This window comes from Arthrobacter sp. NicSoilB8 (genome assembly GCF_019977355.1).
In the GTDB taxonomy this organism is placed as follows: domain Bacteria; phylum Actinomycetota; class Actinomycetes; order Actinomycetales; family Micrococcaceae; genus Arthrobacter.
The window spans coordinates 1785941-1808274 of sequence record NZ_AP024655.1 but is presented as its reverse complement, the minus strand read 5'-3'; the positions used below and the strand labels follow the sequence as shown (position 1 = coordinate 1808274).

Annotated in this window: 22 protein-coding genes; 11 read left to right on the top strand and 11 right to left on the bottom strand. The window is 67.8% G+C overall.

Annotation, left to right across the window (positions count from 1 at the left end; all coding sequences use genetic code 11):
• The first annotated feature begins 40 nt into the window (after positions 1-40).
• A complete protein-coding gene (locus tag LDO15_RS08065; RefSeq protein ID WP_223985762.1) occupies positions 41-934 on the top strand; it encodes a TIGR01777 family oxidoreductase in 894 nt (297 codons plus the stop codon).
• Positions 935-968: 34 nt separating this feature from the next.
• On the opposite strand, the gene LDO15_RS08060 is transcribed toward LDO15_RS08065, so the two are convergent.
• Both LDO15_RS08060 and LDO15_RS08055 read right to left on the bottom strand, forming a co-directional pair.
• Positions 969-1610, bottom strand: coding sequence for a hypothetical protein (locus LDO15_RS08060; RefSeq protein WP_223985759.1), 642 nt, complete (start codon positions 1608-1610; stop codon positions 969-971).
• Between the two features lie 528 nt (positions 1611-2138).
• Positions 2139-3083, bottom strand: coding sequence for a protein kinase (locus LDO15_RS08055; RefSeq protein WP_223985756.1), 945 nt, complete (start codon positions 3081-3083; stop codon positions 2139-2141).
• 143 nt (positions 3084-3226) lie between these two features.
• Here LDO15_RS08055 and lipB point away from each other — a divergent pair, with 143 nt between their 5' ends.
• The 4 genes from lipB (at position 3227) to LDO15_RS08035 (ending at position 6354) form a co-directional block, all read left to right on the top strand.
• On the top strand, positions 3227-3895 hold the full coding sequence (gene lipB, locus LDO15_RS08050; RefSeq protein WP_223985753.1) for a lipoyl(octanoyl) transferase LipB: 669 nt from the start codon (positions 3227-3229) through the stop codon (positions 3893-3895).
• Positions 3892-4899, top strand: coding sequence for a lipoyl synthase (gene lipA, locus LDO15_RS08045; protein WP_175321644.1), 1008 nt, complete (start codon positions 3892-3894; stop codon positions 4897-4899). The genes lipB and lipA overlap by 4 nt, the downstream gene beginning before the upstream one ends.
• A gap of 91 nt (positions 4900-4990) precedes the next feature.
• Positions 4991-5740 (top strand): DUF4191 domain-containing protein, encoded by a 750-nt coding sequence (locus LDO15_RS08040; protein WP_223985751.1) that lies wholly within the window; start codon positions 4991-4993, stop codon positions 5738-5740.
• A 251-nt stretch (positions 5741-5991) separates the two neighbouring features.
• Complete coding sequence (locus tag LDO15_RS08035) at positions 5992-6354, top strand: DUF3817 domain-containing protein (protein WP_223985749.1); 363 nt, start codon at positions 5992-5994, stop codon at positions 6352-6354.
• A gap of 293 nt (positions 6355-6647) precedes the next feature.
• Here LDO15_RS08035 and LDO15_RS08030 read toward each other — a convergent pair whose 3' ends face one another.
• Positions 6648-7085 (bottom strand): RDD family protein, encoded by a 438-nt coding sequence (locus LDO15_RS08030; protein ID WP_223985747.1) that lies wholly within the window; start codon positions 7083-7085, stop codon positions 6648-6650.
• 281 nt (positions 7086-7366) lie between these two features.
• Between LDO15_RS08030 and glnA (LDO15_RS08025) the strand changes: the two genes are divergently transcribed.
• Positions 7367-8791 (top strand): type I glutamate--ammonia ligase, encoded by a 1425-nt coding sequence (gene glnA / locus LDO15_RS08025; RefSeq protein WP_223985745.1) that lies wholly within the window; start codon positions 7367-7369, stop codon positions 8789-8791.
• A 121-nt stretch (positions 8792-8912) separates the two neighbouring features.
• On the opposite strand, the gene LDO15_RS08020 is transcribed toward glnA (LDO15_RS08025), so the two are convergent.
• The 5 genes from LDO15_RS08020 to glnA (LDO15_RS08000) form a co-directional block, all read right to left on the bottom strand.
• Positions 8913-9113 carry a transcriptional regulator gene (locus tag LDO15_RS08020; protein WP_090956597.1) on the bottom strand — a complete coding sequence of 67 codons (201 nt, stop codon included), beginning with the start codon at positions 9111-9113 and terminating at the stop codon, positions 8913-8915.
• Between the two features lie 139 nt (positions 9114-9252).
• On the bottom strand, positions 9253-9768 hold the full coding sequence (locus tag LDO15_RS08015) for a GNAT family N-acetyltransferase (protein ID WP_223985743.1): 516 nt from the start codon (positions 9766-9768) through the stop codon (positions 9253-9255).
• A gap of 49 nt (positions 9769-9817) precedes the next feature.
• Positions 9818-10234: a VOC family protein gene (locus LDO15_RS08010; protein ID WP_223985741.1), complete on the bottom strand. Its 417-nt coding sequence runs from the start codon at positions 10232-10234 to the stop codon at positions 9818-9820.
• 78 nt (positions 10235-10312) lie between these two features.
• Complete coding sequence (locus tag LDO15_RS08005; RefSeq protein WP_223985739.1) at positions 10313-13324, bottom strand: bifunctional [glutamine synthetase] adenylyltransferase/[glutamine synthetase]-adenylyl-L-tyrosine phosphorylase; 3012 nt, start codon at positions 13322-13324, stop codon at positions 10313-10315.
• A gap of 9 nt (positions 13325-13333) precedes the next feature.
• Positions 13334-14674, bottom strand: coding sequence for a type I glutamate--ammonia ligase (gene glnA / locus LDO15_RS08000; RefSeq protein ID WP_018772372.1), 1341 nt, complete (start codon positions 14672-14674; stop codon positions 13334-13336).
• 264 nt (positions 14675-14938) lie between these two features.
• Here glnA (LDO15_RS08000) and panB point away from each other — a divergent pair, with 264 nt between their 5' ends.
• From panB to LDO15_RS07985, 3 genes are all read left to right on the top strand, one after another.
• Positions 14939-15889, top strand: coding sequence for a 3-methyl-2-oxobutanoate hydroxymethyltransferase (gene panB, locus LDO15_RS07995; protein ID WP_223985733.1), 951 nt, complete (start codon positions 14939-14941; stop codon positions 15887-15889).
• Between the two features lie 238 nt (positions 15890-16127).
• Positions 16128-16517, top strand: a complete 390-nt coding sequence (locus LDO15_RS07990) for an SHOCT domain-containing protein (protein WP_223985728.1) — start codon at positions 16128-16130, stop codon at positions 16515-16517.
• Positions 16518-16551: 34 nt separating this feature from the next.
• Positions 16552-17322, top strand: coding sequence for an MBL fold metallo-hydrolase (locus LDO15_RS07985; protein ID WP_223985725.1), 771 nt, complete (start codon positions 16552-16554; stop codon positions 17320-17322).
• 36 nt (positions 17323-17358) lie between these two features.
• Here the strand turns inward: LDO15_RS07985 and LDO15_RS07980 are convergent, their stop codons facing one another.
• On the bottom strand, positions 17359-19407 hold the full coding sequence (locus LDO15_RS07980) for a phage holin family protein (RefSeq protein ID WP_223985723.1): 2049 nt from the start codon (positions 19405-19407) through the stop codon (positions 17359-17361).
• Positions 19408-19547: 140 nt separating this feature from the next.
• Positions 19548-19712, bottom strand: coding sequence for an SPOR domain-containing protein (locus tag LDO15_RS07975; protein ID WP_018772367.1), 165 nt, complete (start codon positions 19710-19712; stop codon positions 19548-19550).
• 129 nt (positions 19713-19841) lie between these two features.
• On the opposite strand from LDO15_RS07975, the gene map reads away from it, so the two are divergent.
• Together map and LDO15_RS07965 are read left to right on the top strand one after the other, a co-directional pair.
• Positions 19842-20720, top strand: coding sequence for a type I methionyl aminopeptidase (map, locus tag LDO15_RS07970; protein ID WP_223985721.1), 879 nt, complete (start codon positions 19842-19844; stop codon positions 20718-20720).
• A gap of 94 nt (positions 20721-20814) precedes the next feature.
• The gene (locus LDO15_RS07965; RefSeq protein WP_223985719.1) at positions 20815-21618 is read left to right on the top strand and encodes a polyphosphate--glucose phosphotransferase; all 804 of its coding nucleotides are present in this window, start codon (positions 20815-20817) and stop codon (positions 21616-21618) included.
• 190 nt (positions 21619-21808) lie between these two features.
• Here LDO15_RS07965 and nrdR read toward each other — a convergent pair whose 3' ends face one another.
• Positions 21809-22312, bottom strand: a complete 504-nt coding sequence (nrdR, locus tag LDO15_RS07960; protein WP_223985717.1) for a transcriptional regulator NrdR — start codon at positions 22310-22312, stop codon at positions 21809-21811.
• Between the last annotated feature and the right edge of the window lie 22 nt (positions 22313-22334).

Here is a 22334-nt window from a genome sequence, read left to right as displayed (position 1 = left end):
GGAAGGTTTCGCCGCCGTGCCGGGCGTGGTGAGATGGATCATGCGAATCCTTGTTGCCGGCGCCTCCGGGCTGATCGGAACCGCCCTTTCCAACGCGCTGCGCACCGAAGGGCACGACGTCGCTGCCCTGGTCCGGCGTCCCCCCGCCTCGGCCGCCGAGTTCCAGTGGGACCCGGCCGCCGGCCGGATCGACGACACCGCCCTGAAGGACGCGGACGCCGTGGTCAACCTCTCCGGCGCCGGAATAGGCGACAGGCCCTGGACCCGGGCGCGCATCAACGAACTCCGCAGCTCCCGGCTGGGAGCTACGCAGACCCTCACCGGCGCCATGGCGCGCATGGACACGCCTCCTGCGGTGTTCCTGAGCCAGTCGGCGTCCGGCTACTACGGCAACGCCGGTGCACAGGTGCTTCGTGAGAACGCGCCCGCCGGCTCGGGCACACTCGCCCGGATCTGCGTCGATTGGGAGGCCGCGGCGCATGAGGCTCCCGCCGGCGTCCGCGTTGTCACGCCCCGCACCGGAGTCGTCCTGAGCCGCTCCGGCGGCGCACTGGGCCGGCTGATGCCGCTGCTGCGGCTGGGCGTGGGCGGGCCGCTCGGCAACGGCAGGCAGTACTGGCCTTGGGTCACCCTGCCGGACGTGGCCGGCGCCTTTTCCTTCCTGCTCTCAACTCCGGTGTCCGGGCCGGTGAACGTGTGTGCCCCCGAAACCGCGGACGTGAACTCCCTGATCGCCCGGCTGGCCGCGGCCTTGCACCGGCCGGCGCTGTTGCGGGTCCCCGCGCCGGTGCTGCGGCTGGTGATGGGCCAGCTCGCCGACGAACTGCTCCTGGCAAGCCAGCGCCTGGAGCCGGCGGTCCTGGCCGACCATGGCTTCGAGTGGCAGCACCCGTCTCTCGCCGAGGCCGCGGCCTGGGCGGCGGACCGGGACTAACCGTTCATCGCCACCCGGAGGTCACCGGACCCGGCTAGCCGGACGCAGTGTCCGCGGCGAGAATCTGTGCAATCCGCCACCGTCCGTCAACGCTGGCCAGGACCAGCCGCAGCCTGACCTCTTCCCCGGCCGGAGCCTGAGCCACCACAGCACCGGCCGCATCGCGTTCCTGGTAGGGCGAGGACACGGCGCTGACCGCCACCACGGCCCGGTCCGCGCCGCCCGGGGCTGCCTGCACACTCGTCAGTGTGGTCTCGAACCCGGACAGGATGTGTCCGGCCGCTGCCAGCCGGGCGGCGATCCTGGTGTCCGCGGCCGCGGCATCCGACGCCGGGACGTTCACTTCCTCCAGCAGCCGCAAATTCCCGGAGCGGAACGCCAGCGAACGCAACGCAGCAAGTCCGCGGACCGCTTCTCCGGGGTCGTTTGATCCCAACAGGTCCCTGAGCTCGTTGGGGATGGCCTCCGGCACCGGCGCCCCGGCAGTCCCCTCGCCGCGCGATGACTTGTCCGCGCCTGAGCCGTGTGCATCTGAGCCGTGTGCATCGGAGCGGTCGGCATCGGCCGCTTTGGCGCCGGCAGCGCCCGGCCTTGCGGCGGACGGATGAGAGGCAGCGAGCAGATCCGGGATGCTGCCTCCCCCAAACAGCCAGATCCCGCCGAGGCCTGCGAGCACAGCGACCGCAACGGCCCACCCGGCCCGGGCTTTCCGACAACCACGACGGCGGCCCCCGGCCGGGGCACCTCGCCGGCCACCGCGCAGGCCACCTCGCCGGGTGCCACGCCGAATGCCGGGCGCGGTCTGACCCCGTGCGTCGTGCCCGGCGCCGGACCCGGCGACGCGCGCGCCATCCCGCGCGCCGGCAGTCGGGCTGTCGACGGCTCGATCCGGGCCGGATTCAGGACCGGAGCCGGGACCGGTGCCGGCGGCGGAGTGCCTCGCCGTGCCCCCGCTGACAGCGTGCCTCGCGGTCGCGGCCGAGGAGGGCCTGGAATGCGCCCCCGGAAGCGCTGCGGGAGACCGCCTCCCGGCCAAGGCGGCCGGCCCGGCCTGGGCGGTCCCGGATGCGCGGTCAATGCTGCCGGGCGGCGCCCCGTTGCCGGCAGAGGCGGCAGGACTGGCGGCACCGTTTGCCGGAACCCCGCTGCTCCCCCCGGGCGGGCGGCGCCACCGGCGGAACCACGGGCGGCGCCGGCGGAGACTTTAGGCCCGGCGCTCCCGGGCGGTGCGGGGCACCGCCCGCCGGGTCAGCAACTGCGGAACCACGCTCGGATGGGCCGTGACGGACAGATCCACGGGCTCCGCCGCAGCGCTGCGGTAGACAGCGGCGGCCAGTTCCGCGGCCGAGGGCCGCCGGCGCCGTTCCTCGTCGAGTCCGGCCTCCAGCGCGGCGGCCAGCGCAGCCGGCACGCCGGGTACGAGCAGCGGCAGCGGCGGACGCCGGACGCCCGGACCCGGCGGCTGGCCCGTCAGGCAATACCAGCCGACGGCCGCCAGCGAATAGACATCGCGCTCCGGTTGGAGGCCCGCCCGGACAGCATCCACCGGGGCCGGATCGGAAAAGCCCTGGGTCCCGGCGACGCCGGCGGATCCGACGTCGGCCACCATCCGGGCCAGACCCGCATCGGCGAGCAGCGGCTTCCCGTGCGCCGTGAACAGCACATTGCCCGGAGAAACATCGCCGTGGGTGAAGCCCTGCGAGTGCAGGTACTCAAGCGCCTGCGCAATCGGCGTCAGGACCGTTACCGTTTCGCCCGCGCCAAGCCGGCCCCGACCCGCCACGAGCTCAGCGACTGATCCGCCGGGCGCATAGTCCAGCAGCAGCGCCAGGGCGTCGCCGGAATCGGGCCCGGACCACGGACCGCGAAGGCGCAGCACGGCGTGGGCCCTGAGCAGGTGGTCGTGGTCCAGCGCCGACAGGATACGGACCTCCCGCCGCACTGCCTCTTCGGCTTCCCGGGCCCGGGCCCCGCCGCCTTCCTCCGTTGTCTCACCGCCGGGGTCGAAGCATTTGAGGGCATAGTCGCGGCGCGTCGACTGTTCGGTGACCAGCCAGACGGCGGCCGTGCCGCCGCGCCCCAGCAGGCGTCCGACGTCGTAACCGGGAACCTCCGGGGCGGCACTGCCTGAATCACGGACAACATCCATACCCAAGAGATAGCCGATCGCGCGGAATCGTGCAGAAGTTATCCACAGACAGCCCGGCGCGGGACCTCCCACGACCCGGCAGGGCTGTGAGAGCTTAAGCACACCGACGGGCAGGCGGTGCGGCGGGGTCTAAGCTTGATGCCATGACTCTTGAGTTCAAACAGCTGGGTCTTGCCCCGGACTTCATCGACTACACCCGCGGCTGGGACCTCCAGCGCGAACTGCACGAAAAAGTCCTCGCGGGCACGGCACCCAGCACTGTACTACTGCTCGAACACTCCGCCGTCTATACCGCCGGCAAGCGCACCGAAGACCACGAACGGCCCTTTGACGGAACCCCCGTTGTCGCGGTGGACCGCGGCGGCAAACTCACGTGGCACGGCCCCGGCCAGCTCGTGGGCTACCCCATCATCAAGCTGAAGAACAAGGCCGGCATCCGCGATTACGTGGAGCGCCTGGAGGCCGTGATCATTGCCGTCCTCGCGGACTACGGCATCGAAGCCGTCCGCATCAAGGGCCGCGCCGGCGTCTGGATCGAGCAGGACGAGAAGGGGCCGGCCCGCAAGATCGCAGCCATCGGCATCCGCGTCCACGACGGCGTCACGATGCACGGATTCGCCATCAACTGCAACAACGATCTCGCCCCGTACGCCCAGATCATCGCCTGCGGTATCACTGACGCCGGAGTCACCACGATCGCCCAGGAACTCGGCAGGGACGTCACCCCGGCAGACCTCGTGTCGCGGATCACCGAAGAACTGCGCAACAATGAAGAAGCCCTAGTTGCAACCCCAGAAGGAGCTCTACTGTGACACTGGCACCAGAAGGCCGGAAGATGCTGCGCATTGAGCAGCGAAACGCGGCCACACCGGTGGAACGTAAGCCGGAATGGATCAAGGCCAAGGTCCAGATGGGCCCCGAGTTCGTCCAGCTCAAGAACCTCGTCAAAAAAGAAGGCCTCCACACGGTGTGTGAAGAGGCCGGCTGCCCCAACATCTTTGAATGCTGGGAAGACAAGGAGGCCACCTTCCTGATCGGCGGCTCCGAATGCACGCGACGCTGCGACTTCTGCCAGATCGACACCGGCAAGCCCTCACCCGTTGACATGTTCGAGCCCACCAAGGTGGCGCGCTCGGTGCAGTCCATGCAGCTGCGCTACGCCACCGTGACCGGCGTGGCCCGCGACGACCTCGCCGACGAGGGCGTCTGGCTGTACGCCGAGACGGTCCGCAAGATCCACGAACTGAACCCGGGCACCGGCGTCGAACTGCTGATCCCCGACTTCTCCGGCAAGCCCGAGCACATCGAGGCCATCTGCGACTCCAAGCCCGAGGTCTTCGCCCACAACGTGGAAACCGTGCCCCGGATCTTCAAGCGGATCCGTCCGGCCTTCCGCTACGAGCGTTCCCTGGACGTCATCACTCAGGGCCGCAAGCTCGGCATGGTGACGAAGTCCAACCTGATCCTCGGCATGGGCGAGACCCGCGAGGAGATTTCCGAGGCCCTGCGCGACCTCCACGAGGCCGGCTGCGACCTGATCACCATCACCCAGTACCTCCGTCCCTCCGAGCGCCACCTCCCGGTGGACCGCTGGGTCAAGCCGCAGGAATTCGTCGACCTGCAGCAGGAAGCCGACGAGATTGGCTTCCTGGGCGTCATGTCCGGCCCCCTGGTGCGTTCCTCGTACCGCGCCGGCCGGCTCTGGGCCACCGCGATGCGCAAGAAGGGCTGGGAAATCCCGGCCGAGCTCGCCCACATCGAAAGCTCGGGCAGCACCCGCCAGGAAGCCAGCTCGCTGCTCGCGGCGCATTCCTGAACCCTGCTGTAACACCCGTCCACCTAGGGGCCGGCACCGGATCATTCCGGCGTCCGGCCCTTAGCCGTCAATCACGTAGAATTAAGGCACTATGGCGAATTCCCCTGATTCCAGCAACTCCAGCCCGGCTTCCGATGCTCCGAAGCGCGGTCTTTTCTCCCGCAAGCCCAAGGAAGCAAAGGCCAAGAAGCCCAGCCGGCTGAAGCAGATCGGCGAGGTCTTCCAGATGACGCGCCGCCATGACCCCATGGTTCCGTGGCTCATGTTGCTGGCGTTCCTGGGCGTTGTCGCCGTCAGCCTCCTGGTCGGCTTCCTGCTCGAAAACTGGGTCACCGGCCTGATCATCGGCATCGCCCTGGGCGCCATTGCCGCCACCCTCATCCTGTCGCGCCGCGCCGAGCGCGCCGCGTTCGCGCAGATCGAGGGCCAGCCGGGCGCCTCAGGTGCCGCCCTGGGCACGTTGAAGCGCGGCTGGATCACCGAGGACCAGCCCGTTGCCGTCAACCCCCGCACGCAGGACGCGGTGTTCCGCGCCATCGGCCGTCCGGGCGTCGTGCTTGTCAGCGAAGGTCCCAGCAACCGGGTCAAGCCGCTGGTTGACGCCGAACGCAAGCGGCTGGCACGCATCCTGCCCAACGTCACCATCCACGTGATCGAGAGCGGCCGCGGCGAGGGCCAGGTGCCGCTCAGCCAGCTCGCCAAGAAGATGAACAAGCTCAAGGGCGAACTGACCAAGACCGAGGTCAGCGCCGTGTCCAAGCGCATTTCCTCGCTCGGCGGCCGCCTGCCGATTCCGAAGGGCATCGATCCCTACAAGGCCCGCCCCACCCGCGGACGCTAGGCCCTGCCGGGGGCACCGCCCTAACGCAGCAAAGCGCAAGCAGCAAAGAATCGCCCGCAGTACGGAATCGCCCCGGTTCACGGCCACATCAGGCCGCCAGCCGGGGCGTTTCTTTTACCGCCCGACGTCGGCCGGCGCGGCCGCCTGGAACTCAGACACCAGCACCACAGACACCAGTACCACAGCCGCCGGCAGCACGGACGACACGGACCCCTCGGACCCCACGGACGCAAAAAATTCAGGAGACCAGCATGAAATTTCCCTCGACCGCCACCATGATCCGCGTTTTCCGGGGGCTGGCGATCGCCGAAGCGTTCAGCTGGGCCGCGCTCCTGCTCGGCATGGTGCTCAAATGGGTCACCCGGACCACCGAAGTCGGAGTGGAGATCGCCGGTCCGATCCACGGAGCGTTCTTCATCGGCTACGCGATTGCGGCGTTGAGCCTGTGGGCGATGCTGCGCTGGCCGTTCCGGGTTGCCCTGCTCTCAGGGCTCTCGGCCGTCTGTCCTTTCGCGACGGTCTGGTTTGAGCGCTGGGCCGGGCGCCGCGGCCACCTCAATGCCTCCGCCGCAGCGGCTTCACGGACGACGGCTCAGGAGACGGCGGGGGTCTAGCTCCGCCCCGCAACTCGGGTTCTGTGCCCTGGCATCATCACTGCGCCCATCTGACGCATATGGCCGCTATGCGGGGAGATTAGCGGCCGTTCGTGGCGACCCGCCGCCGATCGTCGAGGTCTACCGGCCATCCGTGGCCAACAGACGAGGGAACGCGCCGCCCTGGCACCATCACTGCGCCCATCTGACGCATATGGCCGCTGTGCGGGGAGGTTGACCGGCCGTTCGAGGCAAACGGACGGGGGACCGCCGCGCCCTGGCATCATCGCTGCGCCGTCGGACACGGGCAGGGGTTACATCCGGAGGAGCACGGTGTTCATGGCCTTGTCATGGAGGCCGCGCTGGTCCGGATCGAAGATGACGGCGGGAATGACCAGGCAGAGCAGCAGGGTCCGCACCAGGGCCGCGAGCGGACCCGCAGGGCCGCCGCCCAGCCGGACCACGTGGATGCCCACGATCCGGTGGCCGATGCTGTAGCCCAGGGTGCCGATCAGCAGGACCTGCTCGATGGCAAACACGGCCAGCGTGGCCCATGAATCGCCGGCGAAGGCGAAGTTGCTGATCAACAATGCGATCGCCCAATCGACGCAGATCGCCAGGATCCGGCGTCCTGCGCGGGCGATCGATCCGGGCCCGGCCTCCGGCAGGCCGAGCCGCTCCCCGGGGTACCTGGAAATGCCGGATGTGTCCGGCCCGCTGAGCCATGAACCGATGTCTTTGCGATCTACCACCCTCCCAGCTTATCGGCTCCCGCCCGTCCACACTGTGGGCGCCCCTGTGTCACACTGTGGGACCGGATAGGTCACACTGTGGACAGCGACTAGCGTTTACGTGTCAGGGCATTCTGTAACCTCCCCGAAACAATACGGACACTGCAAGGAAATCCCGTGTCCTTAGAGTGGTAACAGTTGCTAGCGGCTCAGGAGCGGGGATGCTTTTTGCCTTCCCGCTGTTGGACTGCCCTGGACCAATGTGCCTGACGGCCAGATCTTTCATATGCGTAAGGAGCATAATGTTCAAGACTGCGGACGAAGTCCTCAAGTTCATCAAGGACGAAGACATCAAATTCGTCGATATCCGCTTCACCGATCTTCCTGGCGTTCAGCAGCACTTCAACGTGCCCGCCAAGAGCGTTGACGCCGACTTCTTCGTCAATGGCCAGCTCTTCGACGGATCTTCGATCCGCGGCTTCCAGGGCATCGCCGAGTCTGACATGCAGCTCATCCCGGACGTCACCACTGCATTCATCGACACGTTCCGCATGGAGAAGACCCTTGCGTTGAACTTCTCGATCGTGAACCCCCGCACCGGCGATCCCTACCACCGCGACCCCCGCGGCGTAGCCGAGAAGGCCGAAGCCTACCTCGCCTCCACCGGCATCGCCGACACCGCGTTCTTCGCCCCGGAAGCCGAATTCTTCGTCTTCGACAACGTCCAGTACCAGTCCTCCCCGCAGGGCAGCTTCTACAAGATCGACTCCGAAGAAGCGCACTGGAACACCGGCCGTGAGGAAGAGGGCGGAAACCTCGGCTACAAGACCCCCGTCAAGGGCGGTTACTTCCCCGTCTCCCCCACCGACAAGCAGGCCGACCTGCGCGACGCCATGTGTGTCGCCCTGGACGAGGCCGGCCTCGAGGTCGAGCGCAGCCACCATGAAGTCGGCTCCGCCGGCCAGGCTGAGATCAACTACAAGTTCACCACCCTGACCCACGCGGCTGACGACCTGCAGAAGTTCAAGTACGTCATCAAGAACACCGCCGACGCCTGGGGCAAGTCGGTGACCTTCATGCCGAAGCCGGTCTTCGGTGACAACGGCTCGGGCATGCACTGCCACCAGTCGCTGTGGACCGGTGGCGAGCCGCTGTTTTACGACGAGAAGGGCTACGCCGGCCTGTCTGACACCGCCCGCTGGTACATCGGCGGCCTGCTGAAGCACTCCTCGGCAGTCCTCGCCTTCACCAACCCGACGGTGAACTCCTACCGCCGCCTGGTCAAGGGCTTCGAAGCTCCGGTCAACATGGTCTACTCGCAGGGCAACCGCTCCGCCGGTATCCGTATCCCGATCACGGGCTCCAACCCGAAGGCCAAGCGCATCGAGTTCCGCGCTCCGGACCCCTCTTCCAACCCGTACCTGGCGTTCGCTGCCCAGCTGATGGCCGGCATTGACGGCATCCGCAACCGGATCGAACCCCCGGCTCCGATCGACAAGGACCTCTACGAGCTCCCCGCCGAAGAAGCCAAGGACATCCCCAAGGCTCCGGGCACCCTCGAGGAAGCCCTGGAGGCACTGGCCGAGGACAACGAGTTCCTGCAGGCCGGCGGCGTCTTCACCCAGGACCTGATCGACACCTGGATCGAGTACAAGTACGAGAACGAGATCCGCCCGCTGTCACTGCGCCCGAACCCGTACGAGTTCGAGCTCTACTACGGCGTCTAGCCAGACCACGCGGATAAGCACGGTTTAGCCCGCCGGAACCCCGCAAGGTTCCGAAACAGAAAGGCCGGCCACGGAGATCTCTCCGGGGCCGGCCTTTCTGTTATGGCCCAGCCACGCCGCCTCAGCGCTTACCGTACTTCTTGTGCACGGCCTGCTTGCTGACGCCCAGGCACACCGCGATTGCCTCCCACGAGAGACCGGCCTGCCGGGCGCGCAGCACCACCTCTGTTTCAGTGCGCGCCAGTTCCTTGTGGAGCTCCGCCACGGCGTAGAGCGCCTCGGCCGGGCCTTTGCCGTCCATTGAGCCAATCAGTGTTTTCATGCCACACCTCCTGGCGTCAACCCTAGTTGACGCCAGAGGGTGCCGTCAACGAAAATTGACGACGGATCACCCGGATCCTCGAGCTGTCCGGTGCCCCGAAGCTAAGGGCTCAGGGCTCAGGGCTCAGGGCTCCCGGATATCAGAACGCCCGGTACATGATGCGCTGCGGACCGGCGTCGCCGCCGTCGTAGCGGCCGCGGTCCTCGAATCCGGCCTTTCGGTAAGCGGCGCGCCCGCCGGGGTTCAGTTCGTTAACGGAGAGTACGACGCCGGTCTGGCCGCTGCCGAAGCCGGCCGTCAGTTTGGCAGCCTCCCGCACTGCGGCGTCCGCGGCGAGGGTGCCCAGGCCTTTGCCCTGCTGCCGCCGGTCGATCAGGAAGCCCCGGAGGAGCCAGGCGGAGTCGTCGTCGGGCCAGCCGGCCAGGGTGGCCGCCCCGGACTGGAGCGTCAGGACTCCCACCGCGGTGCCGTCGGAGTCCACGGCAAACGGGTGGCGGGAGTCCTCTTCCAGCGCGATGAGCATCATCCGCAGCGGCTCGCCAACGAACTTCTGCTGCCCCTCGCCCAGCTCCAGCAGCGCAATCTCCCCCAGTTTGATGGCGCGGGCGTCATCGTCGAGGTTTTTCAGGGGCAGCAGCCAAACTTGTCCAGACATGTAGACAGCGTACCTGCGCCGGCGTCGCCTGCCGGCGTGAGGAACCGGGTTAGAGCGCCGCGTCCTTGGGCGGGCCTGCAGGATCCATCCAGAAGACTTCCCAGAGGTGGCCGTCCGGGTCCTGGAAGCTGTGGGTGTACATGAAGCCGTAGTCCTGGGCCTCCTCCGATGCCCTGCCCCCGGAGGTCAGCGCCGTGCGGATGGCCTCATCCACGGCTTCACGGCTCTCAAGCGAGAAGGACATGATGACCTCGGCGCCGTCCGCGGTGGGGGCAACGGACTTGGCGGTGAAGGTCTTGAAGTAGGACTCGACGAGCAGCATCACGTAAGCGCCGTCATTGACGATCATGCAGGTCGCGTTCTCGTCGGTGAAATCCGGGTTGAAGGAGAACCCCAGCGCGGTGAAGAACTCAACGGTCCTATCGAGATTCCGGACGGGGAGGTTCACAAACAGTTGCCTGGCCATCCGCCCAAGGTAGCACCGCAGGGCCATCGTGTCAGCAAGGGGGCGCGACAGTAGCCGTCCACCGGCGGCCCGGCGGCGTCACTGGCCGTAGAAGACCCGCTCGAAGACGGCGCGGGCGCGCCGGCTCAGCCGCAGGTAGTCCTCTTCCAGCGCCGCGGCGTTTCCCTGCCCGTACCCGCACCAGCGGGCCACGGCTTCAAGGTCGCGGCGGGAGGAGGGCAGCAGGTCCGAAAGCCGGCCGGTCCAGATGACGTTGGCCGAGCGGATCCGGCTCGCCAGCCGCCAGGCCCGGAGCAGGATCACCGCGTCCCCGGCGTCAATCAGGTCCAGTGCGGCGGCCGCCTCAAGGGCCTCCACGGTGGATGTGGTCCGCAGCTCCGGGTGCTTGCCGGCGTGCCGGAGCTGGAGGAGCTGGGCCAGCCATTCGACGTCGCTCAGGCCTCCGCGGCCGAGCTTCAGGTGCCTGGCGGGATCGGCGCCGCGCGGCAGGCGCTCCGACTCCACCCTGGCCTTGACCCGCCGGACCTCGCGCACGTCCTGGTCGGAGAGTGCCTCCGGGTACCGGATCGGATCGATCAGGGCCATGAAGTCCTCCGCCAGGGCGTCGTCACCTGCCATCGGGCGCGCCCGCAGCAGCGCCTGGGCCTCCCAGACGAGGGACCACCGGCGGTAGTACTCGGCGAAGGACTCCAGGGACCGCACCATGGGTCCGCTTTTGCCCTCGGGGCGCAGGTCGGCGTCCACCGACAGCACCCGTTCTGCCAGGATCGCCGGCTTGAGCGGCTGGGTCAGCAGGCTGGAGAGCTTAGCCACGATCTGCAGGGCCTGAGCCTGCGCTTCCTCGTCCGGCACGCCGGGGAGTCCGCGGTGGACGTACATGACGTCGGCGTCGGAGCCGTAGCCGATCTCCCGGCCGCCCTGCCGGCCCATCGCGACCACCAGCACGTGCGTCTTGAGCGGTTCCTCGGCGGTGATGATCGTCTCCGCCACGCGCAGCGCCCCCAGGACGGCTGCCCGGTCCGTGTCGGCCAGGGCTTCCCCCACCTGGTCCTGGTCCAGCAGCCCGGCGCTGTCCGCAATGGCGATCCGGAGGATCTCCCGGCGCCGGATCAGCCGGATCAGCCGCATGGCGCTCTCGGGGTCCGCGTGCCGCGACATCTTCGACGTGATCTCGAGCCATTGGGATTCGAAGCTGAGCGGCACCAGTTCCTTGTCCGTGCCGAGCCATGCCACGGACTCGGGCGACACCTCCAGCAGGTCCGCGATCAGCCGGGAGTTGGCGAGCACGTGGCACAGCCGCTCGGCCGCCGCCGTCGAATCCCTCAGCATGCCCAGGTACCAGTGCGTCGTGCCGAGGGCCTCGCTGACCCGCCGGAAGGCGAGCAGCCCGGCGTCGGGGTCCACACCGTCGGCGAGCCAGTCCAGCAGGATCGGCAGGAGCTGGCGTTGGAGCGCGGCGCGGCGGCTGACGCCGGCGGTGAGGGCCTCGATGTGGCGCATGGCGCCGCGGGGGTCGAGGTAGCCGAGGGCGGCGAGGCGGCCTTGCGCGGCTTCCGGCGTCAGGCGCGCCTCTTCGCTGCTCAGGGTGGCGACGGTGTTCAGCAGCGGGCGGTAGAAGATGCGTTCGTGGAGTTCGCGGACGGAGCGCTTGGTCTTGCGCCAGGCCGCCACCAGGGCGTCCGGCTTGGGCCGCTCGGTGGAGAACGGGCCCAGGACGGCCTTGGCCAGGGAGCGCAGCGACGCTTCGTTCACCGGCATCAGGTGCGTCCGGCGCAGCTGGAAGAGCTGGATCCGGTGCTCGAGCAGCCGCAGGTAGCGGTAGTCACGGTCGAACTCCGCGGCGTCCGAGCGGCCGATGTACCCGCCTGCCGACAGCGCGGTAATGACCGACGTGGTGTCCCGGCAGCGCAGCGATTCATCGGACTTGCCGTGCACGAGCTGCAGCAGCTGGACGGTGAATTCGACGTCGCGCAGTCCCCCGCGTCCCAGCTTGATCTGCCGCTGCTCCTCATCGGCCGGAATGTGCTCCGTGACGCGGCGGCGCATGGCGCGGACGGATTCGACGAAGCCTTCCCGGCCGGCCGAGGACCAGATCAGCGGCGACACGGCGGCCTCGTAGCGCTCTCCGAGGGCGGTGTCGCCGGCGATGGTCCGGGCCTTCAGGAGGGCCTGGAATTCCCAGCTCTCGGCCCACCGGGCGTAGTAGCTCTCGTGCGAGGCCAGGGTCCGGACCAGCGGCCCGGATTTTCCCTCGGGCCGCAGGTTCGCATCCACCTCCCACAGGCCGGGTTCGCGGCTCGTCGACATGATCGCCCGCGAGATCCCCGAGGCGAGGGCCGTGCCGATCGTGGTGGCCCGGACATCCTCCAGCGTGCCGGAATCGATCACGTAGATGACGTCGACGTCGGAAATGTAGTTCAGTTCGCGCGCGCCGCACTTGCCCATGCCGATCACCGCGAGCCCGACGTCGGCAACCTCCGCGGCGTCGAACTTCTGCGCCGCTTCGGCCCGGGACACGGCGAGGGCCGCCTCGATGGCGGCGCCGGCGAGGTCCGCCAGTTCCGCGCCGGCAGCCGGCATGAAATCCAGCGGATCGGCGGCACAAAGGTCCTTGATGGCGAGTTCAACAAGTCCGCGCCGGTAGGCGGTCCGCAGGGCGGCATAGGCTTCTTGCCCGCTGAGGGCAGCCACCGGCCGGGCAGACTTCGGATCGGCCCGCACCGACTGCAGCAGCCGGTCGCGCAAGACCACGGCATCCGCGGCCAGGGGTTCCGGGCTGGCGCGGACCTCGAACGCGTCGAGGTGTTCGGGGTGGCGGATGAGGAATTCGCCGAGCGCCTCGGAAGCGCCCAGGACCCGGTACAGCGGTTCGCTGATTTCCGGGTCCGCGACGGCGAGCTTGCGCAGCTCCGGGTGCTTCTCGATCAGCCGGACCAGGGACTGCAGCGCCGTGTCCGGGTTTGCCGCCAGCTGCAGCCCGGCAAAGAGGGCATCCTGATCGAGCCCCTCCAGTTCCCGGGCGGCCAGGAACCGTTCGCCTTTATCAAGATCGCTGAATCCGGCGGCAATGAGGCGTCGTGCCAGGCTCACCGGGCTCGCCTACAGAATGCCGAGGTTGCGCTGCAGTTCGTAGGGCGTCACCTGGAGGCGGTAGTCCTGCCATTCTGCACGCTTGTTGCGCAGGAAGTGCTCGAACACCTGTTCGCCGAGGATCTGCGGCATGAGTTCGGAATCCTCCATGGTCCGGATGGCGTCGTGCAGGCTCGCCGGCAGCGGGTCGTGTCCCATGGCGCGGCGTTCGGCCGAGCTCAGCGACCAGATGTCGTCTTCCGCCGCCGCGGGGAGCTGGTAGCCTTCCTCGATGCCCTTGAGTCCGGCGCCCAGGAGCACGGCGTACGCCAGGTAGGGGTTGGCAGCGGAGTCGATGCCGCGGTATTCGATCCGCGCGGACTGGCCCTTGCCGGGCTTGTACAGCGGGACGCGGACCAGCGCGGAGCGGTTGTTGTGCCCCCAGCTCAGGTAGCTTGGCGCTTCTCCGCCGCCCCAGAGCCGCTTGTAGGAGTTTACGAACTGGTTGGTGACGGCCGTGAATTCCGGCGCGTGCTTGAGGATTCCGGCAATGAACTGCCGCGCGGTCTCGGAGAGCTGGAACTCTGAACCGGCCTCGTAGAAGGCGTTGGTGTCTCCTTCAAACAGCGAGAAGTGCGTGTGCATGCCGGATCCCGGGTGGGCCGTGAAGGGTTTGGGCATAAAGGTGGCGTAGGTGCCCTGCTGCAGCGCGACTTCCTTGATCACGGTCCGGAACGTCATGATGTTGTCCGCGGTCTGCAGTGCGTCGGCGTAGCGCAGGTCGATCTCGTTCTGGCCCGGGCCGGCCTCGTGGTGGCTGAACTCCACGGAAATGCCCACCGATTCGAGCATGGTCACGGCGGTCCGGCGGAAGTCCTGGGCCACGCCGCCCGGGACATGGTCGAAGTAGCCGCCCTCGTCCACGGGGACGGGCGATCCGTCAGGACCCGGCTCCTGGGACTTGAGCAGGTAGAACTCGATCTCGGGGTGGGTGTAGCAGGTGAAGCCCATGTCCGCGGCTTTGGCCAGAGTGCGCTTGAGGACGTTGCGCGGATCCGCAGCGGAGGGTTCGCCATCGGGCGTGAGGATGTCGCAGAACATCCGCGAGGTCGCCTCGGTCTCGCCGCGCCACGGCAGGATCTGGAAGGTGGCCGGATCCGGCTGTGCGAGCATGTCGGATTCAAAGACACGGGCCAGGCCCTCGATCGAGGATCCGTCGAAGCCGAGTCCTTCTTCGAAGGCGCCCTCCACCTCGGCCGGGGCAAGAGCCACGGACTTGAGCGATCCCACGACGTCGGTGAACCACAGGCGCACAAACCGCACATCGCGCTCTTCGATCGTCCGCAGGACAAACTCTTGCTGGCGGTCCATACTGGCCTCTTTCCGGTTCTTCCATCCGTGCCCCAGGCCCGCCTTTCATGGGCCCCGCGGCTGCTCACGGTTCACTTTACTAATCATTGGCACCGATTGCTGAAGCCGGAGCTCCGCGTAACACACCGTTAACACAAAGTCGGACGTTTTGGTGCTCCTTCGGCGGCGTCGGGCGGCCAAGGGAGTGGCGCGTGTGACGTGATTCACCGGCGTCGGCCGCTCTCCCGGTAGCTGCGGCACCCCGTGTCGCATTACGCTCGTGGCATGGCCACCAGCAACAGCTCCGATTCCAGCACGCCCGCCGAACTTGCGGCCCCCTACGGCAGCGGCCCGGCGGCTTCCCCGGCCGCCGGCACCGGGGACAGTGCCGGGAACAGTGCAGGGAACAGTGCAGGGAGTGCGGAGGCGGCCCGGAAACCGGCGGCCAGGATCCGCACCCATCATCTCCACCAGGCCAAGGTCAGCGGCGAGCACTTCGCCATGCTCACCGCCTACGACCAGTACACGGCCGAGATCTTTGACCAGGCCGGCATCGAGGTCCTGCTGGTGGGCGATTCGGCCTCCAACAACGTCTTCGGCAACGAGACCAGCCTCCCCGTCACGGTGGACGAGCTCCTTCCCCTCTGCCGGGCCGTCGCCCGCTCCGCGCGCCGCGCCCTGGTGGTCGCGGACCTGCCCTTCGGCAGCTACGAGGTCTCCGCCCAGCAGGCCGTCGCCACCGGCGTGCGGTTCCTCAAGGAGGGCCTGGCCCACGCCGTCAAGATCGAAGGCGGAAAGTTCTACGCCGAGACCGTCCGCGCCATGGTCCAGGCCGGCATCCCGGTCATGGCACACATCGGCTTCACCCCGCAGAGCGAGCACGCCCTCGGCGGCTACCGGGTCCAGGGCCGCGGCGATGACGCCCAGCGGCTGATCGAGGACGCCGTCGCCCTGGCCGACGCCGGCGCGTTCTGCGTGCTGATGGAAATGGTCCCCGCCGCCACGGCGGCCGCCGTGGATGCCGCCGTCGACGTCCCCACGGTCGGCATCGGCGCCGGCAGCGCCACCACCGGGCAAGTCCTGGTATGGCAGGACATGGCGGGACTGCGCGGCGGAAAGATGGCCAAATTCGTCAAGCAGTACGCGGACCTGCGGACCTCGCTCACCAACGCCGCCAAAGCCTACGGCGACGACGTCCGCTCCGGCCACTTCCCCGGCCCCGAACACTCCTTCTAAGCCACAGCCGGCGCACTGATTCCAAGCCACCACCGGTGCCCGGAAGGCAGTCGCTATTACTCTCCAAACCGTGACCTGCGGTGACACCTCATCCTTCCCGGGGGATGCGTTGCGTAGGGAGTCCGGGCAGGCTGACCATTAAGGTCCGCATCAGGACCTCAAGATGTTCCGCCGGACCGGCCGTCTCGTGCGAGAGGCGCTGGGCCCGGCACCGGCGGACACGATGGGAGGAGTATCGATGGGCACCACTAGCTTCTGGGACATTCTGCTGTGGAGTTTCTGGTTCTTCATCTGGATCGCCGCGCTGACGGTGTATTTCCGCTGCTTGTTTGACATGTTCGGCGACCACTCGCTCAGCGGCTGGGCCAAGGCCGGGTGGGCAATATTAATGATCTTCCTGCCCTGGCTCGGCGCCCTTATCTACCTGATCGCCCGGGGGCGCAGCATGGCCGAACGCCAGATGGCCCGAGTGGCCCAGCAACAGGCTGCCCAGCAGGAGTACATCAAGCAAGCCGCTGGCACGGCGGCCACTCCGGCCGCGCAGATCGCGGACGCCAAGGCGCTGCTGGATTCCGGAGCCATCAGTGCGACCGAGTTTGAATCCCTCAAGGCAAAGGCCCTGGCCTGAGCTGACGTGACGTGACACGCGGGCCGCGCCCGGCATGAGAATCACCTGGCTGGGTCACTCGTCAGTGGTTCTGGATATCGACGGGGTTCGGGTCCTGACCGATCCGCTGCTTCGTCCACATGCCGGGCTGTTGCGGCGCCTGGCACCGCGGCCGGACCCGGCATTGTGGCGCCGGCCGGACGTGGTGCTCCTCTCCCACCTCCATCACGACCACGCCGAGTTGCGCTCCCTCCGGATGCTGCGCGGAGCGGCGCTCATGAGCGCTCCGGCGAACGTCGACTGGTTAAGTCGCCGGAACCTGGCGCACACTGTTCCCCTCGGGGACGGCTGGACTTCGCCAACCGTCCCGGCCGGCAGCGGGGTCCAGATTCGCCAGGTGCCGGCGGAGCACCGCAGCCGCCCCATGCCGCACCGCCCTAACGACGCCAACGGCCAGCTGGTCCGGGGGCCATCGGGCATCGTCTGGATCGCCGGTGACACGGGGCTGTATCCGGAGATGGCAGCGCTCCCCGCCATGGCGGGCGGCCCCATCGATGTCGCCCTGGTCCCGGTCTGGGGGTGGGGACCGCGGCTCTCGGCTGGTCACCTGTCTCCGGAGAGCGCCGCTGAGGCGGTGGCGATGTGCGGCGCCCGGTTCGGCCTGCCGGTGCACTGGGGAACCTTGCACCCTCCGTTGATCACGCACTTTGCCCGGGGCTGGCTCGAGCAGCCCGGCCGCCGGTTCGCTGATGCCGTCGCGCAGCAGGCTCCCGGCTGCACGGCAGTGATCCTGGCACCCGGCCAGTCATGGGTGGTGCCATCGTGAGCCGGCTGTCAGGATCCACACCCGCCCTGGACTCGCTCAGCCGCGGAACGCCGTCGTGGCGCGCTGGCCGCCGGACTCGAGCATGGCCACCAGCAGCCGGTGGAGTTCACCGGCACCCTCTATCCGCTCGGGCAATCCCGCCATGAATTCGGCCGGGCCAAGGAGCAGAGCGCGATCCTGCCACCCGCCCAGTCCTCCATGAGATCCGACGAGGCCTTCGAACGCAGCGACGTCGCCGGTCAGCGGATCAACCGTGCTGTTGACGTAGAGATCCGGTGCCTCGGGGTGCATCAGCGCACGTCCTAGCATCCGCGCCGCGTGGGACCCGAAGTTGGCCAACGGGTCGGCGCCCTCCACCGCGCCGCTGGTGATGTTGATGCGCCCGCCGCTCCCGATCGCCCATGCTTGGCCGTGGTCATCGATGCCGGCGACGAACCCGACGCCAGCATGTCCTGCCAGTCCGGGGACCAGGGCGGGCCACCGCCTGTCGAGGCCTTGAAGAGTCCAGCGCCGGTCACCACGCACGTAGACCAGGCCGAGGTTGCCCGAGCCCAGCACTACAACCGGATCCTCGGGGGCCCCGCCAGGGCCGGGAGTCTGCCGTGCCGGCGTCTGCTGTGCTTCGGTCAACGCCCGGTCGGCACGGGCAGCGAGTTTCCCGGCCACTCCACCGGCTGCGATGTCGCCGGCGATGGAGTCCGCACGTCCGAGCCCCTCGACGGCAGCGTCCACGTTCTGGACGTGGTCGTCGATGAGTTCCGCGCACAGATCGCCGAGTGTCTGGCCGTATCGGTCGGCGAACGGGGTTCCCTGGGACTGGCCGTGGTCCGAGAGCACCACCAGCCGATAGCGGCGGGGAGCGGATTCCGCGAGCCGGGCCAAGGACCCCAGGGTGCGATCCAAGCCGTCCAGGGCGGCGAGCGATTCGGGCCGGAACACGCCGGCGTGGTGGGCGATCTCGTCGTAGTCAACGTAGTCGACATAGATGCTCTTCGTGCCGCGGCGCAGCTCCTCTGCCACCAAGGACGTGTTCAGATCACGCAGGAGGCCGTTGGTGACTGCCCGCAGCAGAGCGAAGGTCCAGTCCCGGTGCACTCGCGGGTCGAAGTCGCGTTTGACCTGTCGCCGGGCCTGCCAACGCTCCTTGAGGATCTCCCCCGTGGTCCGGGTAAGGCTGCGCATGAACCCGTTGGGCGAGGCGAAGAACCAGGCAAACGCACGACGGGTTTGGGTGGAGCCGCGCCTGACCTCCACCCGGCTCATTGTCAGGAGTGATCGGGGCGCGTCACCGGTAAACAGGTTTGAGATGGAGACGCCGTCATCGCAGAGCAGGCCTTGGCCGGTGCTGTGCCGCTCCTCGATCACCCGGGCGTCGGCAGGACGGTTGGCCACCAGGACCCGGTTGAGCTCACGGTCGTACCACCGGAAGGCGGGGATCCCCTCGACGGTGCCGTGCAGGATGCCCAGCTGGCTGGCGGGCGTGGTGCACGGGAGCTGGGGGGTCCATTCCCGGAACAGGTACTCCCCCGATGTCAGCCACCGCCGGATATTCGGTACCGCCCCGGACTGGACCGCCCACTGCAGCACCGGGAAGGGGACACCGTCAAGCTGGACGAACAGGACGCCGTCAACCTCCGGATCGGCCACCGCCTCCTGCCGCCGTGCCCGTGCGGCCAACGAGGCGACAAGGCCGTCATCAGTGCCGGCGGTGGTGGCCCATGAAATGAGCGTGCCGACGGCGGCACTGACCCAAGTTGCGGCAAGAGCGGTCCAGGCTGTCGACTCGATGCCGGGCACCAGACGGATGGCGATGTACGTGATCAGGGCCTGCCCGACCAACGCGGTAAGAAGCACCGCCACCCAGCCCACCCTGGCCGAGAGTTCCACCAGCGCGGGGCGGAGGACCAGGCCAACGACGCCTGCCACCGCCGCAACGGCGGCGTATGCCCACCAACTGGTCGCCGAAAACCCTGGCAGCAGCGCGCCGGTGATAATGAGGGCTGCGGTCGAGGCAGCCCAAGCAACGGCCAGCCTCGCCAGGTCGGTGACTCGGACGCCGCGGGTTCGGGCAACGCTCGTCGGCATTTTCTCAGTATGGCGGGCCGTAGCCGGCACGCACTCACCCGCACAGGGTGAGAATGATGGGACGGGAAGAATCAGTTCCGTGAGTGGAGCCCGGTTCGCAATGGCCCTAGGCCCTCACGGGCACGGCGGGCCGGTACGGGCTAGTCGTCCTCGTCCTTGTCCCACGCCTCGTTACGGGCCTTGACCTTTTCCAGGGCGTGTTCGGCTTCCTCACGGGTCTTGTACGGTCCGATCAACTGGCTCCAGTCGGACATCGCGTCTTCTTCGATCTCGTGGGTGTTGACGTTGTACCAGTATTCGGGCATTGCTGCTCCTTCGCGACTTCCCGCCACTTTCCGGCTGTGTTTTCCGGCTGTTTCCGGGCTGTGTTTCCCGGGGTGTATTTTCCAGGCTGTATTTTCCGGGGTGGGCCCGGGGGCTTATATGATCAATCTATGCCTTCTCTAGCCTCGACTGCACCCATCGGCACGCTTGTCCCGGGGACAGTGAGCCCGCAGCTTGCCGTACCTTCGTCCATCCCGCGTCCGGAATATGTGGGCAAGCCCGGTCCCGCCAAGTTCACGGGATCCGAGGTCAAGTCGGCGGAGACCATCGAGAAGATCCGGATCGCCGCCAGGATCGCGGCCCAGGCCATCGTGGAGGTCGGCAAGCACATCGAACCCGGCGTCACCACGGACCATCTGGACCGGGTGGGCCACGAGTTCCTGCTGGACCACAAGGCGTACCCCTCCACCCTCGGATACCGGGGCTTTCCGAAGTCTCTGTGCTCCTCGCTCAACGAGGTCATATGCCACGGAATCCCGGACACCACGGTGGTCCGGGACGGCGACATCCTCAACATCGACATCACTGCCTTCATCGGCGGTGTGCATGGTGACACCAACTACACGTTCCTGGTCGGCGACGTCGACGAGGAATCCCGCCTCCTCGTCGAGCGCACCAGGGAATCACTAAACCGGGCCATCCGTGCGGTCGCGCCGGGACGCGAAATCAACGTGATCGGCCGGACCATTGAGTCCTACGCCAAACGCTTCGGCTACGGCGTGGTCCGCGACTTTACCGGTCACGGCGTCGGCGAAGCCTTCCACACCGGGCTGATCATCCCGCACTACGACGCCGCCCCGGCATACAACACCGTCATGGAAACGGGTATGGTGTTCACGATCGAGCCGATGCTGACCCTGGGCACCGTTGACTGGGACATGTGGGCCGACGACTGGACCGTTGTGACCCGCGACCACAAGCGCACTGCACAGTTCGAGCACACACTGCTCGTCACGGAGTCCGGCGCTGAGGTCCTCACGCTGCCCTGATTACCCGCTCCACGGTATTGCCCGAAAGATCCAGCTCTTCACCCGCCGGCCCTGTCCGGTCCCACAGCCCGCCCCTGCCACGAACGGAACGATATTGGCCAAGAAGGACGAGAAGTCGAAAAAGAACGCCCCCCTGATCGGCATTGACATCGGCGGCACCGGTATCAAGGGCGGGATCGTGGACCTGAAGAAGGGGAAGCTGATTGGCGACCGCGTGCGCTTCCCCACGCCGCAGCCTTCCACCCCCGAGTCCGTGGCAGAGGTCGTCGCGCAGGTCGTCGCCGAGCTCTCGGCGCGTCCTGACGCCCCCGATGCCGGAAGCCCGGTGGGAGTCACCTTCCCGGGCATCATTCAGCACGGTGTGGTCCACTCGGCGGCCAATGTGGACAAGTCGTGGCTGGAGGCTGACATCGATGGCATGCTCACGGCGCGCCTGGGCCGGCCCGTGGAAGTCATCAACGACGCCGACGCCGCCGGTCTCGCCGAGGCCCGCTTTGGTGCCGGCGAAGGGGTCGCGGGCACCGTCCTGGTGATCACCCTCGGCACCGGCATCGGTTCGGCCTTCATCTTCGATGGCAAGCTGGTTCCCAATGCCGAACTCGGCCACCTGGAGATCGACGGCTTCGATGCCGAGACCAAGGCCTCGGCCGTGGCCCGTGAGCGCGACGGCCTCAGCTGGGAGCAGTACAGCGTGCTCCTGCAGCGTTACTTCTCGCACGTCGAGTTCCTCTTCTCCCCGGAACTGTTCATTGTGGGCGGCGGCATCTCCAAGCGTGCCGACGAGTACCTGCCGCACATGAAGCTGCGCACTCCGATCGTCCCGGCCGAGCTGAAGAACGACGCCGGAATCGTCGGCGCCGCCATCGAAATTGCGCTTAAGCACAAGCTGGCCAAGTAGCACATAGCCAGGCAGCCCAAAAGAGCCGTCACTCGGGGTCGTTCCCAGCGCTGGGAACGACCCCGAGTGACGGCTCTTCGTCTTTGGTGGAGCCGGTGGTGGCTGCGGCTTCCCCTCCGCTGCCACCACCGGAGTGGATGGCGCGCCCCGGGATTCAACACCAGGGACACAATCATTGGTGACGCAGAACCTACGACGGCGCCTGCAACGGACTCTTCTGCGGGTTCTTGCCGTCCCGGCCCTTGGTCTCGGCCTCGTGGCGAAGCAGGGAAATCGCGGATTCAAAGTCCTCCAGCGATTCGAAGGCCTGATACACGCTGGCAAACCGCAGGTATGCGACCTCGTCGAGGCGCTGCAGCGGTTCCAGGATCGCCAGCCCGACCTCATGGGCTTCGATTTCCGCGGCCCCGGAGCCGCGGATCGACTCCTCGACCTCCTGCGCCAGCAGCGCAAGATCGTCCTCGGTGACAGGGCGTCCCTGGCAGGCCTTGCGGACGCCGTTGATGACCTTGCTCCGGCTGAAGGGCTCACCGACGCCCGAGCGCTTGATGACGGTCAGGCTGGTCGTTTCCACTGTGGTGAACCGGCGGCCGCATTCGGGGCACTGCCGGCGGCGCCGGATCGCGGAGCCGTCGTCGGCGATCCGGCTGTCCACCACGCGCGAGTCAGGGTTTCGGCAGAACGGGCAATACATGTTCGTTTCCTCCCCTGTCGCA

What these genes read in the sequence shown, in the direction of transcription:
- LDO15_RS08065 (WP_223985762.1), top strand. Translation starts at nt 41, where the DNA reads ATGCGAATCCTTGTTGCCGGCGCCTCCGGGCTGATCGGAACCGCCCTT.
- LDO15_RS08055 (WP_223985756.1), bottom strand. Translation starts at nt 3,083, where the DNA reads ATGGATGTTGTCCGTGATTCAGGCAGTGCCGCCCCGGAGGTTCCCGGT.
- lipB (WP_223985753.1), top strand. Translation starts at nt 3,227, where the DNA reads ATGACTCTTGAGTTCAAACAGCTGGGTCTTGCCCCGGACTTCATCGAC.
- LDO15_RS08040 (WP_223985751.1), top strand. Translation starts at nt 4,991, where the DNA reads ATGGCGAATTCCCCTGATTCCAGCAACTCCAGCCCGGCTTCCGATGCT.
- LDO15_RS08035 (WP_223985749.1), top strand. Translation starts at nt 5,992, where the DNA reads ATGAAATTTCCCTCGACCGCCACCATGATCCGCGTTTTCCGGGGGCTG.
- glnA (WP_223985745.1), top strand. Translation starts at nt 7,367, where the DNA reads ATGTTCAAGACTGCGGACGAAGTCCTCAAGTTCATCAAGGACGAAGAC.
- LDO15_RS08020 (WP_090956597.1), bottom strand. Translation starts at nt 9,113, where the DNA reads ATGAAAACACTGATTGGCTCAATGGACGGCAAAGGCCCGGCCGAGGCG.
- LDO15_RS08015 (WP_223985743.1), bottom strand. Translation starts at nt 9,768, where the DNA reads ATGTCTGGACAAGTTTGGCTGCTGCCCCTGAAAAACCTCGACGATGAC.
- LDO15_RS08010 (WP_223985741.1), bottom strand. Translation starts at nt 10,234, where the DNA reads ATGGCCAGGCAACTGTTTGTGAACCTCCCCGTCCGGAATCTCGATAGG.
- glnA (WP_018772372.1), bottom strand. Translation starts at nt 14,674, where the DNA reads ATGGACCGCCAGCAAGAGTTTGTCCTGCGGACGATCGAAGAGCGCGAT.
- panB (WP_223985733.1), top strand. Translation starts at nt 14,939, where the DNA reads ATGGCCACCAGCAACAGCTCCGATTCCAGCACGCCCGCCGAACTTGCG.
- LDO15_RS07990 (WP_223985728.1), top strand. Translation starts at nt 16,128, where the DNA reads ATGGGCACCACTAGCTTCTGGGACATTCTGCTGTGGAGTTTCTGGTTC.
- LDO15_RS07985 (WP_223985725.1), top strand. Translation starts at nt 16,552, where the DNA reads ATGAGAATCACCTGGCTGGGTCACTCGTCAGTGGTTCTGGATATCGAC.
- LDO15_RS07980 (WP_223985723.1), bottom strand. Translation starts at nt 19,407, where the DNA reads ATGCCGACGAGCGTTGCCCGAACCCGCGGCGTCCGAGTCACCGACCTG.
- LDO15_RS07975 (WP_018772367.1), bottom strand. Translation starts at nt 19,712, where the DNA reads ATGCCCGAATACTGGTACAACGTCAACACCCACGAGATCGAAGAAGAC.
- map (WP_223985721.1), top strand. Translation starts at nt 19,842, where the DNA reads ATGCCTTCTCTAGCCTCGACTGCACCCATCGGCACGCTTGTCCCGGGG.
- nrdR (WP_223985717.1), bottom strand. Translation starts at nt 22,312, where the DNA reads ATGTATTGCCCGTTCTGCCGAAACCCTGACTCGCGCGTGGTGGACAGC.